General features: G+C 61.5%; 12 protein-coding genes. 7 read left to right on the forward strand and 5 right to left on the reverse strand.

Annotated features, from left to right (window positions below):
- Nucleotides 1-88: 88 nt before the first annotated feature.
- Nucleotides 89-1,183 carry a tartrate dehydrogenase gene (locus tag R8871_RS33650; protein WP_175054260.1) on the reverse strand — a complete coding sequence of 365 codons (1,095 nt, stop codon included), beginning with the start codon at nt 1,181-1,183 and terminating at the stop codon, nt 89-91.
- A gap of 137 nt (nt 1,184-1,320) precedes the next feature.
- Here R8871_RS33650 and R8871_RS33655 point away from each other — a divergent pair, with 137 nt between their 5' ends.
- From R8871_RS33655 to R8871_RS33685, 7 genes are all read left to right on the forward strand, one after another.
- The gene (locus tag R8871_RS33655) at nt 1,321-2,232 is read left to right on the forward strand and encodes a LysR family transcriptional regulator (RefSeq protein WP_175054261.1); all 912 of its coding nucleotides are present in this window, start codon (nt 1,321-1,323) and stop codon (nt 2,230-2,232) included.
- Between the two features lie 474 nt (nt 2,233-2,706).
- Nucleotides 2,707-3,798, forward strand: a complete 1,092-nt coding sequence (locus R8871_RS33660) for a porin (protein ID WP_175054262.1) — start codon at nt 2,707-2,709, stop codon at nt 3,796-3,798.
- 366 nt (nt 3,799-4,164) lie between these two features.
- Nucleotides 4,165-5,028, forward strand: coding sequence for a branched-chain amino acid ABC transporter permease (locus R8871_RS33665; RefSeq protein ID WP_407673245.1), 864 nt, complete (start codon nt 4,165-4,167; stop codon nt 5,026-5,028).
- 8 nt (nt 5,029-5,036) lie between these two features.
- Nucleotides 5,037-6,047, forward strand: coding sequence for a branched-chain amino acid ABC transporter permease (locus R8871_RS33670; RefSeq protein ID WP_175054264.1), 1,011 nt, complete (start codon nt 5,037-5,039; stop codon nt 6,045-6,047).
- On the forward strand, nt 6,040-6,804 hold the full coding sequence (locus tag R8871_RS33675) for an ABC transporter ATP-binding protein (RefSeq protein ID WP_175054265.1): 765 nt from the start codon (nt 6,040-6,042) through the stop codon (nt 6,802-6,804). Before R8871_RS33670 ends, R8871_RS33675 begins: the two co-directional genes overlap by 8 nt.
- A complete protein-coding gene (locus R8871_RS33680) occupies nt 6,791-7,498 on the forward strand; it encodes an ABC transporter ATP-binding protein (RefSeq protein ID WP_093644489.1) in 708 nt (235 codons plus the stop codon). The genes R8871_RS33675 and R8871_RS33680 overlap by 14 nt, the downstream gene beginning before the upstream one ends.
- An 84-nt stretch (nt 7,499-7,582) precedes the next feature.
- Nucleotides 7,583-8,767, forward strand: a complete 1,185-nt coding sequence (locus R8871_RS33685; protein WP_175054266.1) for an ABC transporter substrate-binding protein — start codon at nt 7,583-7,585, stop codon at nt 8,765-8,767.
- 74 nt (nt 8,768-8,841) lie between these two features.
- Here the strand turns inward: R8871_RS33685 and R8871_RS33690 are convergent, their stop codons facing one another.
- The 4 genes from R8871_RS33690 to R8871_RS33705 all read right to left on the reverse strand — a co-directional run bounded on the left by R8871_RS33690 (nt 8,842) and on the right by R8871_RS33705 (nt 14,461).
- On the reverse strand, nt 8,842-9,747 hold the full coding sequence (locus R8871_RS33690; protein WP_175054267.1) for an SDR family oxidoreductase: 906 nt from the start codon (nt 9,745-9,747) through the stop codon (nt 8,842-8,844).
- Nucleotides 9,748-9,832: 85 nt separating this feature from the next.
- Nucleotides 9,833-11,389, reverse strand: a complete 1,557-nt coding sequence (locus R8871_RS33695) for a class I adenylate-forming enzyme family protein (protein WP_175054268.1) — start codon at nt 11,387-11,389, stop codon at nt 9,833-9,835.
- The gene (locus tag R8871_RS33700; RefSeq protein WP_175054269.1) at nt 11,386-13,113 is read right to left on the reverse strand and encodes a long-chain fatty acid--CoA ligase; all 1,728 of its coding nucleotides are present in this window, start codon (nt 13,111-13,113) and stop codon (nt 11,386-11,388) included. The genes R8871_RS33695 and R8871_RS33700 overlap by 4 nt, the downstream gene beginning before the upstream one ends.
- 112 nt (nt 13,114-13,225) lie before the next feature.
- A complete protein-coding gene (locus R8871_RS33705; protein ID WP_175054270.1) occupies nt 13,226-14,461 on the reverse strand; it encodes an acyl-CoA dehydrogenase family protein in 1,236 nt (411 codons plus the stop codon).
- Nucleotides 14,462-14,467 lie beyond the last annotated feature (6 nt).

Genomic DNA, 14,467 nt, shown 5'->3' on the forward strand with positions numbered 1-14,467 from the left:
GTCTTTAAATCGCCCGTGACGCATTCGTCCGGGCGTTTTGTTTTTGTCTGATGCGTGCGTTGTGTATTGCGTATTACGTCTTGCATGCTCAGGCGGCTTTGAACTCCGCCGCTGGTTTCGCGGCGAGGATCGCGCAGACGGCGTCGGTCACCTGCACGGTCGTGGCCGTTCCGCCGAGGTCGCCCGTGTGCAGCGACGGGTCGGCCGTGATGCGTTCGATCGCGCTCATCAATTGCTGGGCAGCGGCCATCTCGCCGAGATGCTCAAGCATCATCACAACCGACCAGAACGTGCCGACCGGATTGGCAAGACCTTTACCCATGATGTCGAAAGCGGAGCCGTGAATTGGTTCGAACATCGACGGATAGCGGCGCTCGGGGTCGAGATTCGCGGTCGGTGCGATGCCGAGGCTGCCGGCCAGCGCCGCTGCCAGATCGCTGAGAATGTCGGCGTGAAGATTGGTCGCGACGATCGTGTCAAGCGTGGCCGGACGGTTGACCATGCGCGCGGTGGCAGCGTCGACGAGTTCCTTGTCCCATTTGACGTCGGGAAATTCCTTCGAGACTTCCAGGGCGATCTCGTCCCACATCACCATGGCGTGACGTTGCGCATTGCTCTTGGTGATCACCGTCAGCAGCTTGCGCGGCCGCGACTGGGCGAGGCGGAACGCGAATCGAAGAATACGCTCGACGCCCGCGCGGGTCATCATCGAAACATCGGTGGCGACTTCGATCGGATGGCCCTGGTGTGCACGTCCGCCTACGCCGGAATACTCACCCTCCGAGTTCTCGCGAACGATGACCCAGTCGAGATCCTTCGGTCCACAGCGTTTCAACGGCGCGTCGATGCCAGGAAGGATGCGCGTGGGACGCACGTTCGCATACTGATCGAAGCCCTGACAGATCTTCAGGCGCAAACCCCAAAGCGTCACGTGATCGGGAATATGCGGGTCACCCGCCGAACCGAACAGAATCGCATCCTTGTTGCGGATGGCATCGAGCCCATCGGCCGGCATCATCACACCGTGCTGGCGATAGAAATCGCCGCCCCAGTCGAAATTCTCGAACTCGAACTGGAAGGCGTCGCTTCGCGCGGCGATGGCTTCAAGAACCCGTTGGCCCGCAGGCACGACTTCCTTGCCGATGCCGTCGCCGGGAATGGTTGCGATGCGATAGGTCTTCACTGCCGTCTCCTTGGTGTTGAACGTATGGCTGCATCCTAGAACGGCGACCGCCCGCGAAAACGCTGCTAGACTCAAAGCATCCTTAACCTGAAGTTAATAATGAGCCGCTCGGCGGCCTGCTCGTTGACCCACTCAATATGACTTCGTCGATACAACCGGAAGACCTTGCCTTCTTCTCCACGCTCGCCGCAAGCGGCAGCCTGACCGCGACTGCGCGCGAACTCGGCTTGAGCACGGCGGCCGTGAGCAAGCATCTGGCGCAGATGGAAGTGCGCGCGGGTGTGTCGCTGGTCAACCGCACAACGCGGCGCATGAGCCTCACGCCGGAGGGCGAGCTCTATCTCACCCGGGCACGGCGCATCCTGAGCGAAATGGACGACCTGGCCCAGTTGCTCGGCGGCTCGCAAGCGGCGCCGAAGGGCCTGTTGCGCGTGAACGCGACACTTGGCTTCGGCCGCAGTCACGTGGCGCCGCTGATTTCCCGATTTGTGCGGCGCTTTCCCGAGGTTGACGTGCAGTTGCAACTCTCAGTCGACCCACCACCGATTAGCGACGACGCCTTCGACGTGTGCGTGCGTTTCGGCGAACCACCGGATGCGCGCGTGATTGCGCGCCGGGTCGCGTCGAACCGTCGATTGCTTTGTGCATCGCCCGCGTATTTCGCCAAACGACGCGCGCCGCGCAGTCCGGCGGAGCTATCGCAACACAATTGCATCGGCATTCGTCAGGGCGACGACGGCTATGGGCTATGGCGCTTGACCAGCGGACGCGGCTCGGCCGAAAAGACCGAGACCGTTCGCGTGCGCGGCAACCTCACCACCAACGACGGCGAGATCGCGGTGAAGTGGGCACTAGACGGTCACGGCATTCTGATGCGGGCGGAATGGGACATCGCGGAGTACCTCGCCGATGGCCGCCTGATCCACGTATTGCCGGAATACCGCACGCCGGATGCCGATATTTACGCGGTGTACCCGCAACAGCTGCAGATGACCGCGCGGGTCAAGGCATTCGTCGACATGCTGATCGAGACGCTCGGCGCGCGCTGAGTCCGTTCTTTGACAGTTCTGCAATGCAGAACTGTCAAATCAAACACCCGTCTTGCAATTCAAACCGGATAATTCCGGCAATCTCTTTGTATTACATAGCCTTACGTCGCACTTCAAGCGCCCCTTCAGCGCCAGGTGTTTTCCCTATTTTGGCCTGCATTGCAGTCCAAACGAGCGGTTTCCCCCGTTGACACAGAACGAACGGTCGTGCCAAATTGCGCCTGCATCCTGTGCGCAAGCACGCGATCAATGAGCTCCTAGCAGCGCCGAGCCGCCCCAGCACCCAGGAGACAAACAGCCGGCACCGGACTCGAGACGCATACCAGCAGACCCACTATTTCGCATCCCTTATCAGATCGCGAGGGCTTTTTATCGCCTGTAGAAATCGTATCGCGCAACAGATCGCCCGAATCTTGCAGCACAAGCACTACTTCGCCAGTTCAATTGATTCCAATAAACAAGGAGACACGAAGCATGCCGGCAAGTCATCGCAATCGAGTTGGAGCCATTCTTGGATTAGTCGGAGCATGCGCCCTGGGCACGGCCCAGAGCGCCCATGCGCAAAGCAGTGTCACGCTGTACGGTATCGTCGACGGCTCGATCCTCTACACCAGCAAAACGCTTAACGCGACCACCGGTCAGAACGCAGGCCATCAATACTCGTTCACCGACAGCGGCCTTTCCGGCTCGCGCTTCGGCCTGCGTGGCGCCGAAGATCTCGGCGGCAGCATGCGTGCGATCTTCGAACTCGAAAGCGGCATCAGCATCGCCAACGGCGCGTTCAGCAATTCGAACGGCAACGCGTTCGGGCGGCAGGCGTGGGTCGGTGTGGACAGCCGCTACGGTACGGTGAAGGCCGGCTTGCAGTTCTCGCCTTTCTTCCTCGCGGTGTACGACTTCGATCCGCGCGAGATGTCGTACTTCGGCAGCGGTCTCATCACCTATCTCAACAACGTCTATGTGACCGGCCTGTTCAACCCGAACGGCATTTCGTACACGTCGCCGGAAATCGCCGGCTTGCAAGGCAGCGCGATGATGGCGCTGGGCGGCACGGCTGGAAACTTTCAGGCGGGACGGCAGTACTCGGCGAGCCTGCGCTACCACCTCGGCACGCTGACCGTCGATGCCGCACTCTATAGCGGCAACGCCGGCGGCAGCGCTGCATCGATCGCGATTCCGAGCGTGGTCGAATTCGACGGCCGTGCGCTCGGCGCCAGTTACGTGTTCAATAACCTGACCGTTAAAGCTTCCTACGTGCAGTACAAGGTGGCAGGCTCGTTCAACGATCGTGTCTATTCAGGCGGCGCCAGCTATCGCATCACACCGGCGCTGAACGTCGACGCAGGCGTATGGGTCACGCGCGACGGGAACAACTCGTCGAACAATTCGATACTGGCGTCCGCCGGGGTCGATTACTCCCTCTCGAAGGCTACCGTGGTGTATGGGCAGGCCGGTTTCGTAACCAATCACGGCGCCATGCACACCGGACTGTCCGTCAACAATGCACTGAACGAAGTGACCGGCACAACGGCCGGCGTGAATATCGGCATGCGGCACATGTTCTAACTGCAGCAGAGCGCGAGACACGGGCGTACCGCGGAAGCGGTGCGCCGGCTCATGCGAATGGGCGACTTGATGCGCGCTATCTAAGTGACTTCCCTAATAATCTGCAATGCAGAACAATCAAATGGAAAAATTGATTGACGCAAAGCGAACGCTCGTGCCAAATTTCTCTAACGCCGCCACACATCACCATTTCCAGTTTGCGCCGATGCGCGCGTGTTTTAAGCGTCGACAACCGTCGATAACGGTCGCCGGATTCGAGAAAGCGGCTGTTGTCCCGTCCGTAGTCAGGCGTGCGGCGATGCGTTCCCGGCTGCAAGGGTAACGATTGCACAGCGCGCCTCCGTTGGAGGGTGTCAAAGCGTGGACATGTTTTTGCAGCAGCTTCTCAACGGCCTGACGCTGGGCGGCATTTACAGCCTCGTTGCGCTCGGACTCACGCTGGTCTACGGCATTCTCGCCGTGCCGAATTTCGCCCACGGCGCGTTCTACATGGTCGGCGCGTTCGTCTCGTTCTACCTGATGAGCCGGCTCGGCTGGAACTACTGGCTCGCGATGATCGGCTCCGGCCTCGCGGTCGCAGTCCTCGCGATCCTCGCCGAGCGGCTGGTGTTCCATCCACTGCGCAAATCTTCCGAATTGCATCCCATGATCGCCGCGATCGGCCTCCTGCTGTTTCTCGAAGCCGGCGCACAGGCGATCTGGGGCGCGGACTTTCATCGTATGGCGACGCCCTACGCCGGAGTCCTCGATCTGGGCGGCGTGACCGCGCCGGTGCAGCGCTTGCTGATCATCGGCGCCGCGTTCGCGCTGGTGGTGCTGCTGCAACTCTTCCTCAAATACACGGTGATCGGCTCGAGCATCATCGCGATGGCGCAGGACCGCGAAGGCGCCTCGCTGATGGGCATCGATGCCAACAAGGTGACGATGCTGACTTTCGGCATCTCCGGCCTCCTCGCCGCCGTGGCCGCGACGCTGTACGCGCCGATCAACCTCGTCTATCCGGCCATGGGGCAGCTGGTGATCCTGAAGGCCTTCGTGATCATCATTCTCGGCGGCATGGGCAGCGTGCCGGGTGCGATCGTCGGCGGATTGATCATCGGCATGGCGGAGAGCTTCGGCGCCTTCTACATTTCGACCGACTACAAGGACATCATCGCCTTCGTGCTGCTGGTGGTGATTCTGTCGGTTCGTCCTCAAGGACTGTTCACCAGGGAACTGCGCGCATCGTGAAACCGGTCATGAAATTATTCGAGGGCAAGCTGGGCTGGACACTGCTGTTCGTGCTCGGTCTCGTGTTTCCGTTTCTGGCCACCAACGACTACATGCTCACCGTGATGTCCACCGCGTACGTCTTCGCGCTGGCCACCGTCGGGCTGAATCTGATCACCGGCTACACGGGGCAGTTCAATCTCGCGCACGGCAGCTTCATGGCGGTGGGCGCGTACACGGTGGGCATTCTCACGGTCGATCATCAGGTGCCGTTCTGGATCGCGTTCATTGCGTCGGGCGTTGTCGTCGCGATACTGGGTGCGCTGGTCGGCCTTGTGTCGCTGCGTCTGCGCGGTCACTACTTTTCTATTTTTACGCTGTGCGTCGGCTACATCATGTTTCTTGTCATCGAGAAATGGGACAGCCTCACGCATGGGGTCTCAGACATTGTTGGTATCCCGGCGCCTTCGGGCTTCGGCATCGTCTCGTTTGAAAATCCGCGGCCGCTCTATTACCTGGTGTTCGCCTTTCTCGTGCTCGGCGTGTGGCTGATGCATCGCATCGTCGACTCGCTGCTCGGCCGGACCTTCATGGCGATCCGCAATAGCGACGGTCTCGCGCAGTCGCTCGGTATCAACCTGATGCGTAACAAGGTGCTGGCCTTCGTGCTGTCGGTCGTCTATGCCGGGCTTGCGGGCGGGCTCTATGCCGGTTCCGTGCGCTTTCTCGGACCGGACCTCGCCGGCGTCGAACATACCTTCGACATGACCATGTACATGCTGGTGGGCGGCATCGGCACCCTCGCCGGCCCGCTGCTCGGCGCGCTAGCCATACCCTGGCTCACGCAGTATCTGCAGTTTTTGCAGGCCTACCGCTTTGTCGTGTTCGGACCGATCCTGATTCTGCTGGTGATCTTTTTGCCGAACGGAATCGTCGGTTTGTATCGGGCGAGAAAGAGCCAGCGCGCGAAACTGGCCACGCCGAAAAGCGGCAGCGTCTCGCGTCAGTCGCAGCCCACGCGCGGAGATCGTCATGCTTGAAATCGACTCGCTCAGCAAGCGCTTCGGCGGTCTCGTCGCGGTCGACGACGTCAGCACGCATATCGAAGCCGGCAAGATCAATGCAATCATCGGGCCGAACGGTGCGGGCAAAACCACCTTTTTCAATCTGATCAGCGGCACCCATCTGCCGAGCTCGGGACGCATCCATTTCAAAGGCCAGGACGTGACAAAGCTGGCCGCCGATCAGATGGCGCGCCTCGGCATTGCGCGCACATTTCAATCCACCGCGCTGTTCGACCGGGCCAGCGTGCTCGACAACCTGATCGTCGGCCACCGGCTGCGCACGCGCTCGGGGCTGTGGGACGTGCTGACGCATTCTGCGCGGCTCAAGCAGGAAGAGCGTATCTGCCGCGAAAAGGCGCGCGAGGCCCTGGATTTTGTCGGGCTGTCGGCGATTGCGGAACGAATGGCCGGCGACATCTCGCAGGAAGAGCGCAAACGCGCCGCCGTGGCGCTCGCGCTTGCCACCGAACCGAGCCTGATGCTGCTCGACGAACCCGCCGGCGGCGTCAATCCCGAAGAGACCGAAGGCCTCGCCGAATTGATCCGCAAGCTGGTGAAACACGGCGTGACGGTATGCCTCGTGGAACACAAGATGAACATGATCATGAAGCTCGCCGATCGCATCATGGTGCTGAACTACGGCAAGAAAATCGCCGAAGGCACGCCTGCCGAGATTCGCGCCAACCCGGCGGTGATCGATGCCTATCTTGGGAGCGAACATGCTGAAGTTTGAAAACGTCGCGCTCGATTACGGCAGTTTCCGCGCGCTGGACGGCATCACGCTGCATGCGGACGACGGCGAACTGGTCGTGCTGCTCGGCGCCAACGGCGCGGGCAAGAGCTCGATCTTTCTCGCGACGAGCGGCCTGCGCCGCGCCACGAGCGGCAGCCTGCGCCTCGGAACGCGCGAACTGCTCGGCATGACGCCCGCGCAGATCGTGCGCAACGGCGTGATTCAGTGCCCCGAGGGCCGCAAGCTGTTCCCGGGCATGTCGGTGCTCAAGAACCTCACGCTCGGCGCCTACGTGCATCGCGGCGACAAGGCAGGCAATCAGCGCAATCTCGATCAGGTGTTCGCACTCTTTCCGCTTCTCGCCGAACGCAAGGATCATGCGGCCGGCTCCTTGTCCGGCGGGCAGCAGCAGATGGTGGCGATCGGTCGCGCGATGATGGCCCGCCCCAAGGTGTTGCTGCTCGACGAACCGTCGCTCGGTCTCGCACCGCTGGTGGTCAAGCAGGTGTTCGAGGTGATCCAGCAGATCAATCGCGCCGGCACGACGGTGCTGCTCGCCGAACAGAATGCGTTTGCGGCGTTGAAGATCGCGCACCGTGCCTATGTGATCGAGAACGGCCGCATCGTGCTCGAAGGCGATCACGCGAGTCTGATGAACAACGAAGCGATCCGGCGCGCTTACGTCGGCGGCTGAACGGATTTGATGCACTGCCTGACGCATGACCATGAACGTGATCATGAGCGTCAGGCCATTCGAACAATCCCAAAGGAGACACGTATGACGATCAAACGCTTGTGCGGACGCGCTGGAGTAGTTGCGGCGGTCGCCACGACTGCGCTGCTGGGCACGGGCGCCGCGATGGCGCAGCAGGTGGTGCATATCGGCTACTCCGGTCCGTTGAGCGGAGGCGCGGCGAAGTACGGCCAGGAAGTGCTCGAAGGCATGCAGATGGCCGCTGCCGACGTCAATCAGGCCGGCATCGAAGTGGCCGGCAAGAAGATCAAGCTCGAAATCGTGCCGCTCGACGACAAGTACAACCCCGCCGAAACCGCGATCAACGCCCGGCGTCTCGCGCAGGAACAGCAGGCCGCTGTGGTGCTCGTGCCGCATTCGGGCGGTGGCTTCGCCGTGCAGACCAGCAATGAGCAACAGAAACTATTGCTGCTCTCGTACACCAGCGTGCCGCAGATCAGCGAGCGCGGCAACAAGCTCACGGTGCGTATTCCCCCGGCGTTCACGTCCTATCTGAACTCGTTCATCAAATACGAAATGGCGACGTACGGCAAGAAGGTCGCACTCGCCGCCACCGATACCGACTACGGCAAGGTCTGGGTCGCCGCATTCAAGCCCGCGTGGGAAGCAGCCGGTGGCACGATCGTCGCGGACAATTCCATGTCGTATAACCGCGCCACCGATTTCTACAGCGGCGTGAGCCGTGTGCTGGCCGCGAAACCGGATGTGATGTTTATCGGCGGTCCGTCCGAGCCGACCGGCCTGATTGCGCAGCAGGCACGCGAACTGGGCTTCAAGGGCGGCTTTATCGTAATGGATCAGGCCAAGCTCGACGAAGTGGCCAAGGTGACTGGCGGCTATGCCCCGTTGAACGGCGCGATCGGCGTATTGCCGCTGGCCAACGATGAAACGCCGAACGCCAAAATGTTTGTAGAGCGCTTCCGCAAGAGTCACAATGGTCGCGATCCGAGCCAGGAAGTATCGCTGAACTACACCGCGGTCTACGCAACGGCACTCGCGATGAAGCTGGCCGGCAGTGTCAGTGATGCGACCGCGATCCGGAATCAGTTCGATAAAGCCGTGAAGGCGCTGCCGCCACAGGCCAATCCGCAAAGTGTGACGGGCGTCGACGACCACGGCGGCTTCGTGATCGGCAATCCGGTTGCGGCGGTGGTTCAGGGTGGACAGTTGAAGTCAGCAGTGTTGAGTTCGCTGACAGCGGCGAAGTGACGAAATGACCCGCTGATATAGGCGTAAAAAAAGCGCCGTGGTTTCCACGGCGCTTTGCACATCTCCCATTCGGATTACCCCTTCAACGCTTCGATAATCTGAACACGCACTTCAGGCCGCTCGGCGAACGGATCGGTTGGATTGCGCGGCGTCACGATATCCTCAGCACGCGTTTTCACTGCTGCCAGCGCGTGCGGATGCGAGAAGATATAGAACTGTTCTTCGCGGATCGCATCGAACACCATGCCCGCGACCGTTTCCGCACTCACCTTCCCTGAACTCACCGCCTTCTCGCTCATCACGCGCGACACCCGTTGCGATAAGGTCGGCGGTGTGTCGTTGTCCAGTTCGGACGGACGATTGCGATGCGCCTTCGCGATACCCGTCGGCACGAAGTACGGGCACAGCACCGAGCACGCCACCTGTTGCGTGACCAGCGAAAGATCCTGATACAGCGACTCGGTCAGCGACACCACCGCATGTTTCGACACGTTGTACGGACCCATCATGGGCGGATTGAGCATGCCCGCCATCGACGCCGTATTGACGATATGCCCGCGATACTCCGGATCGCGTTTGGCGGCCTCGAGCATTAGCGGTGTGAAAGCCCGCACGCCGTGAATCACGCCCCACAGGTTGACGCCGAGAAGCCATTGCCAGTCGCGTTCGGTGTTCTCCCACACGAGGCCGCCGCTGCCGCCTACTCCCGCATTGTTGAACACCAGATGCACGCCACCGAAAGCGTCGAGCGTGGCGCGGGCCAATGCGTCAATCTCCTCGCCCTTCGCGACATCGACACGGCGCGCGATGGCCTGTGCGCCGGCCGCGCTCACCTCGGCGAAGGTTTCGTCGAGTGCGTCCTGCTGTACGTCGGCGAGTACCAGCCGCATGCCCAGCTTCGTGCCGAGCCGTGCGAACTCGCGGCCAAATCCGGAGCCCGCGCCGGTGATCACCGCAACCTTGCCTTCAAAATAGTCCATGCCGTGTCCCTTTCCTTATCCCATTGCCAGTTGGTGTGAGTTGGTCTATCCAGCCAGGTGTATTCAGACGTCTCTATACGCTGCGTTAGCGCGCGGCGGGATAGTACTGCTCGCGCAATTCCCGTTTCAGCACCTTGCCTATCGGACTGCGCGGCAACGCGTCGACAAAGGTCAACGCGGAGAGCCGCTGCATCTTGCCGAGCCGCGCGTTGACCCAGGCCAGCAGCGTGTCGGCGTCGATCGGTGCAGCCGGGCGAAGCACCACGAACGCAACCGGCGTCTCGCCCCATTGTTCCGACTGCGCGCCCACCACGGCCACATCCGCGACGTCCGGGTGCGAGCACAGTTCAGTCTCGAGGTCGCTCGGATAAACGTTGAAACCGCCCGAAATAATCATGTCCTTCTTGCGATCGAGCAGGGTCAAAAAGCCGTCTGCATCGAAACGGCCCATGTCGCCCGTACGAATGAAACGCTTGCCGCTCGGGTCGTACCACTCCGCCTCGGCAGTCTTCTCCGGTTGACGGTAGTAGCCGGTCATCATCGCGGGCGAATGGCCGACGATCTCGCCCACCTCCCCCGCTGCGACCTCGTTACCGAGCTCGTCGATCAGACGGATGTCGTGGCCTTCGATCGGTTTGCCGACCGTATGCAGCTTGGTGGGACATTCGTTGGCCTCCAGCTGACACGAGCCGCCGCCTTCGGTCATGCCGTAGTACTCGGTGAGCTTGCCCGGCCAGCGGCGCACCACGTCCGCCTTCACGCTCGCCGCGAACGGCGCGCTGGTGCAGAACTTGGCCTGGAAGCTGGAGAGGTTGTAACGGTCGAAGTCCGGATGCGCCATCAAACGTTGATACTGGACCGGCACCAGCATGGTGTGTGTGACGCGGTACTGTTGCGCCAGTTCGAGATAGCGTGTGGCGTCGAATTTCGGCATCAACACGACGGTGCCGCCGAATGTCAGCGTCGGCATGAAACTCACGAGCGTCGTGTTCGAATACAACGGTGTCGAGATGAGCGTGGTGGCGTCTGGGCCATAGCCACGTTCGATGCTGCGCACCGCATAGGCCCAGCGCATGCCGTGAGATTGAACGATGCCTTTAGGCGTACCTGTGGTGCCCGATGAATAGATGATGTTGAACGGCCACGCCGGATTGATCGTGACGGCTTCAGGCGTTGCGCCCTTGGGCGCGAGCCACGCTTCAAGCGAGGTGCTGCCTGCGTGCGCATCGAGTGCGATGGGGATTGCACTGATCTCTGCAGCCACCGGTTCCAGCAAACGCTTGACGTCGGCATCGAGAAACAGCAGCCGCGCACCCGAGTTGCCGATCATGCTGACGAGACTCGCCGCGCTCGACGACGGCGCAAGCGGTGCAACCACCGCTCCCGCTCGCAGGCCGCCGAGAAACACCACAGCGTATTCCACCGAGGCCGCAGCGCATAACGCGATCGCATCGCAAGGCTTGATGCCCTCGCGCTGCAACGCGGCGGCAAAGCGATCGACTCGTGCGTCAAGCGCGGCATAAGTCACGACCTCACCGTCGCAGATCAATGCCGCGTGCTCACCGCGCTCTTTGGCAAAGCGGCGGAGCATATCGGTGATGCAGACGAACGGTTCGTCCAGTAAGGCTTCGAGCCATGTCATGACGAGGCGCCTCCTGTGCTGCCAGTGCTACTGTTGCTCTCACTCGCCGCGGCCGTGCGTGCCGCGTCCTCTTCCTGCAACTTGCGCCATAGAATCTTGCCGCTGCCCGACTTGGGCAGCGACGTCACGAACTCGACAATGCGCGGCGCCTTGTAAGACGCCATCTGATCGTGCGCCCAGTCGATGATCTCCTGCTCGGTAATCGTGCCGGCATGCGCCGCGGCGGGCACCACCAGCGCCTTGACCGTTTCGCCGCGCCTGGTGTCCTTCACGCCGATCACGCACACCTCGTGGATCGCGGGATGCCGGTACATGAGCGCCTCGACTTCCGCGGGCCACACCTTATAGCCCGATGCATTGATCATGCGCTTCAGGCGATCGGTCATGAAGAAATAGCCGTCCTCGTCGATATGACCAAGGTCGCCGGTACGCAGAAAACGCTTGCCGTCGAGTTCGATAAACGCTTCTTCAGTGGCCTTGGGATTGCGCCAGTAGCCTTGCATCACCTGCGGCGCATTCACGATGATCTCGCCGGTTTCGCCTTGCGGTAGTTCCTGCAGCGTGACGGGATCGATCACGCGCGAGTCTACGTCGAATACGGGAATGCCCAGGCACTGCGGCTTCGGCCGATGCGGGGGATTGATGTGCGTGCCGGCAATCGTCTCTGACATGCCGTAGCCTTCGACATAATCGAGCCCTGTCAGCGACTTGAGCTTTCTGGCAATCGCGTCCGGCATCGCCGCGCCGCCGCCGCGTGCGCCCGTCAGGCTCGACAGATCGTATTCGCCGAGCTTCGGGTTCGACAGAAAATCAACCATCATCGCCGTAATCGACTGCCACGCGGTCACGCGATATCTCTGCATACATAGCGCCGCGGCTTCCCGATCCCAGCGCGGCAGCACGATAATCGTGGCGCCGGAGAAGACCGCGCTGTTCATGCCGCCCTGCATGCCGGTCACATGAAAGAACGGCAATATCGACAGATACACACCATCCGGCGGCGCCGAAAACCAGACGCAGCCGCCGAGCAGCGTGCTCATCACACTGCGATGCGTATGCATGCAGCCCTTCGGCTTGCCGGTCGTGCCCGACGTGTACGGCATCACGCACAGATCGTCCGGACCCGTGGTGAGCGGACCTGGCGCGATATGCCGTTCGAGCACCTCGCGCCAGGGGATGACGCCGGGGATATTGAAGGTCTTGCGCGGCGCCGCCACGAATTCCGGCACGGGAATCGGCGATGGCCGCTTCAGATAATCGCTATACGTTGCGACGATTACGTGCTCGATGGCCTTCCCCGCCCCCTTGCCGATCAACGGCTCGACGTTCGCGAACAGGCATTGCGGCGCGATGATCGTGGTCGCCTCGCTATCCTCGACGTAATGCGCCAGTTCGCCGCTCATGTTCATCGGATTGACCGGCACCACGACGGCGTTCGCACGCAGGATCCCGTAGTAAGCGATGATCCATTGCGGGCTGTTCTGCATGTAAAGCAGCACACGGTCGCCCGCTTTGACCTGGCATTCCTGCTGAAGAAACCCTGCGATGCGCTCGGTTTCGTCCTTGAATTCGCCGAACGTAACCGGCGTGTCGTAGAAGACGATGAACGGCTTGTTGGGAAAACGCGCCGCCGACACCTCGGCGTTATAGAAAATATTGGTCTCAGGCAGCGTCAGATGCAGCGGCACTTGCGGCGGCCAATTCGGGTGATGGCGTTCGTTCATAGGCGTCTCCAGCCTTACTGTCTGTGCGCGTTTCACCCGGAGGGTGCGCGCTTCGTTCACATCCGCCGCGTGATGGACGCGGCGGGTTAATGCGTCATGGCAATCAAGGGATTCAGTTGCTTGATGAATGCCCGAGATGACGCCCAAGTTCCATCTTCGCAATGGCGTTACGGTGTACTTCGTCAGGGCCGTCCGCGAAACGCAGCGTGCGCGAACTCGCATACGCGCGAGCGAGGCCGAAGTCGTCGCTGACCGCGCCGCCGCCATGCACCTGCATCGCCCAGTCGATCACCTGGCACGCCATGCTGGGCGCCGCCACCTTGATCATGGCGATCTCCTGACGCGCGTCCTTGTTGCCGACCGTGTCCATCTTGTACGCCGCGTTCAGCACCAGAAAACGCGTCTGGTCGATCATGATGCGTGCATTCGCGATTCGCTCGCGGGTGACGCCCTGATCCGCGATCGATTTGCCGAACGCTACGCGCTCCAGCGAGCGGCGGCACATCGCTTCGAGCGCGCGCTCGGCGCGTCCGATCAAACGCATGCAGTGGTGAATACGGCCCGGTCCGAGCCGCCCTTGCGCGATCTCGAAGCCGCGGCCCTCGCCGAGCAGCATGTTGCTGGCCGGCACACGTACATTTTCAAAGGAGATTTCGGCGTGGCCGTGCGGGGCGTCGTCATAGCCGAAGACCGGCAGATGACGCAGTACTTTCACGCCCGGCGTGTCGATCGGCACCAGAATCATCGACTGCTGCTGATGCCGGTTGGTGTGGTCCGGGCTGGACTTGCCCATGAAGATGAGGACCTTGCAGCGCGGATCGTTCGCGCCCGAGGTCCACCATTTGCGGCCATTCAGAATGTAATCGTCGCCGTCGCGTTCGATGCGCGCTTCGATATTGGTCGCGTCTGACGACGCCACTTCCGGCTCCGTCATCGCGAATGCCGAGCGGATCGAACCGTCGAGTAACGGCAGCAGCCATTGCTGTTGCTGCTCCGGTGTCGCGTAACGCACCAGCGTTTCCATGTTGCCGGTGTCCGGCGCCGAGCAGTTGAAAGGCTCTGCGCCGATATGCGAGCGCCCCATGATTTCGCACAAGGGTGCGTATTCGAGGTTGGTGAGCCCTGCGCCGTATTTCGACTCGGGCAGGAACAGGTTCCACAAACCGACGGCCTTCGCTTTCTGTTTCAATTCTTCGATCACCGGCGCGGGCTGCCACCGGTTGCCGGATTCACGCGCGGCGTCCATCTGCGCTTCGAAAACCGCCTCCGCTGGATAGACGTACTCGTCCATGAAAGCGTTCAGGCGCTGCTGCAAACTCTTGACCTTGTCCGAGTGCTGAAAATTCATGCGGCG

Source organism: Paraburkholderia sediminicola, assembly GCF_902859805.1.
In the GTDB taxonomy this organism is placed as follows: Bacteria; Pseudomonadota; Gammaproteobacteria; order Burkholderiales; family Burkholderiaceae; genus Paraburkholderia; species Paraburkholderia sediminicola.